A 1,877-nucleotide genomic window follows, 5' to 3' on the forward strand; every position below is an offset into this window, starting at 1 on the left:
TCAGGGGCGGCTCGCGCGTTTGGCGCGGTGAGGCGTCCACCTCCTGCCTCCTGCCTTTGGCTGGTGGCTGGCGGCTGGCGGCTGGCGGCTGACCTCAAAGATACGGCCTCAGCATCCCCCCGAGATCCACCCGCGCACGCAGACGCCGGCACAACATGAAAGCGCCCATGAACTTGCGATGCAGGAACATGGTTTCCGGGGCCGGCACGGTACTGAAGGCGCCGGAGTAGAACATCTCGCGACCGCGCGCATAGACACGCTCGAAGAGGTCGGAGACGCCGAAGTCGTAATGGCCCGGGCTGCGCAGCGGTTCGCTGGACATGCGCAGCAGATCGATGAGCGCGTTCACCTGCTCGGCCGGGTCGTTCGCGCCGACATAGCCCAGGTCGATCGAGGCCGCGCGAATCGCGGCACGGTCATCGGCGAATGCAGCACGAGCGAGCTGTCGATAGCGCTCGACGAGATCCGACCCCACCGGCAGCGCGGCACCGAAATCGAGCAGCACGATCCGCCCGCTGTTGGCGTCGTAGAGATAATTGCCGAAGTTGGGATCCGATTGCACGAGACCGAACTCGAAGAGCTCGCGCATGGACAGACGCGTCAAGGCCGTTGCGGCGCGATCACGCACCTCGCAGCTACAGCCGCTGTCGGCCAAACGATCGACCGGGACACCCTCGGCGAAATCCATGGCCAGCACGTGCGACGTGGAGAGATCGCGATGCACGCGCGGGACGAGGAAGTCCGGATCCGCGCCGACACCGGCCCCATACGCCTCGAGCGAATCCGCCTCGGCGCCATAGTCGGCTTCCTGATGAAGCTGTCGGCGCGCGCCTTCCAAGTAAGGCGTCAGATCCACGCCCGCCGGGGCCATTCCGAGTGTCCGGGCCAGAAAGGCAAGATTGTCGATGTCGCTGTCGATGCTCTCGCGAACACCCGGAAACTGGATCTTGAGCGCAAGCCGACGTCCGTCGCGCGTCTCGGCCCGGTGCACCTGACCGATCGAGGCGGAGGCCACGGGCGTGAACTCGAACCGCTTGAACTTCGCGTTCCAGCCCTGCCCGTATTCGCGCTCCAGAACCCCGGCGAGCTGACTCATCGGCATCGGCTCGGCACGTTCGCGCAAGGCGCTCATGATCTCCGCGGCCTCGGGCGTGAAGATGTCGGAGCCGTCCATCGACATCAATTGCCCCATCTTCATGACGGCACCGCGCATGCGCGCAAGCCGATCGGTAAAGCGGCGTGTATGCTCGGGCGAGAGCCTGATCCGCGACGGCTCGGCGCTGCGACGGGTCCGAGCAAGCTCGATCAGGCCCTTCACGCCGATCCCTGCAGCAAGATCGCCGGTGGCCCGCCCCAGATGCCAAAGACGACTCAAGCGCGTGCTCGGGACGGCCATGCCGGGCCGGTTATGTGGTGTAGACATCGGGTTTCCTCGGAAAAGAATCGGCGGCGTCCGGATCCTGTCCAGACCAAAGGTTGGACATGGTATCGAGTTATCCGCAGTGCAACGATGCGGAATCGCACCCGAGCCGCGAATCAAACTTGATCCAGCCGCAACCCGCGCAGATAATACCCTGTTAGTTTGCTGTTACTTCGCGAATCCCCCTGGATGGTCCGCCGGACTTCCCGCCGGACGCGCCATTCTTTCGAGGCACCACGATGGACACCCCCGACACGAGTATCGGCTTCGGCCAACTCGGCCTAGCCCCCGCCGTTGCAAAAGCGGTCGAGGATCTCGGTTACGAGACCCCGACACCTGTTCAAATCCAATGCATCCCGCACCTGCTTGCCGGCCGCGACCTGCTCGGCCAGGCCCAGACCGGTACGGGAAAGACCGCCGCCTTCGCCCTGCCACTGCTTAGCCGCGTCGATCCCAC

General features: G+C 64.9%; 2 protein-coding genes. One reads left to right on the plus strand and one right to left on the minus strand.

Features of this window, described 5'->3' with window-relative positions; translation table 11 throughout:
* Nucleotides 1-94: 94 nt before the first annotated feature.
* Nucleotides 95-1,423 carry an AarF/ABC1/UbiB kinase family protein gene (locus tag VLR48_RS16650; RefSeq protein WP_325292863.1) on the minus strand — a complete coding sequence of 443 codons (1,329 nt, stop codon included), beginning with the start codon at nucleotides 1,421-1,423 and terminating at the stop codon, nucleotides 95-97.
* Between the two features lie 236 nt (nucleotides 1,424-1,659).
* On the opposite strand from VLR48_RS16650, the gene VLR48_RS16655 reads away from it, so the two are divergent.
* On the plus strand, nucleotides 1,660-1,877 hold a 218-nt coding region (locus tag VLR48_RS16655; protein WP_325292864.1), incomplete at its 3' end, for a DEAD/DEAH box helicase.

It is taken from the genome of Thiocapsa sp. (assembly GCF_035467215.1).
Classification (GTDB): domain Bacteria; phylum Pseudomonadota; class Gammaproteobacteria; order Chromatiales; family Chromatiaceae; genus Thiocapsa.